General features: G+C 58.8%; 1 protein-coding gene. It reads left to right on the top strand.

Features of this window, described 5'->3' with window-relative positions; all coding sequences use genetic code 11:
* Positions 1–5: 5 nt before the first annotated feature.
* Positions 6–420 (top strand): Calx-beta domain-containing protein (locus AB4653_RS12795; protein ID WP_372104333.1); only part of this gene is annotated, 415 nt, incomplete at its 3' end.

Here is a 420-nt window from a genome sequence, read left to right as displayed (position 1 = left end):
CGGGCGTGACCAACAGCGCGGGCGCGGCGGGCATTAACGTAGCGGAAGGTGCGGTCGCGGACATCAAAGTGACGCTGAGCAACGAAAGCAAAACGGCGACCACGGTTGACCTGACGCTGAACAGCGGCACAGCGGATAAGAACGTCGACTTCACGGGCACCCAAGTGGACATCGTGTTGAGCAACGGTACGGTCTTGAAAGACGTGGCGGTAGCATCAGACGGCAGCTTCCAAGTGAGCTTGCCGGCGGGTCAAACCGACTTCACAGTGAAAGTTCAGACCACGCAAGACACCATCTTCGAAGGCGATGAAACCTTCACGGTGACGGCGAAGACCAGCACGCAACAAGCAGCGGAAAGTGGCACAGTCACGATCCAAGACAACGATGGCACGCCAACAGTCACGGGCGTGACCAACAGCG

It is taken from the genome of Vibrio sp. 10N.222.48.A3 (assembly GCF_041475345.1).
GTDB classification, from domain to species: domain Bacteria; phylum Pseudomonadota; class Gammaproteobacteria; order Enterobacterales; family Vibrionaceae; genus Vibrio; species Vibrio tasmaniensis_A.
This window is presented reverse-complemented; position numbering and strand designations above follow the sequence as displayed.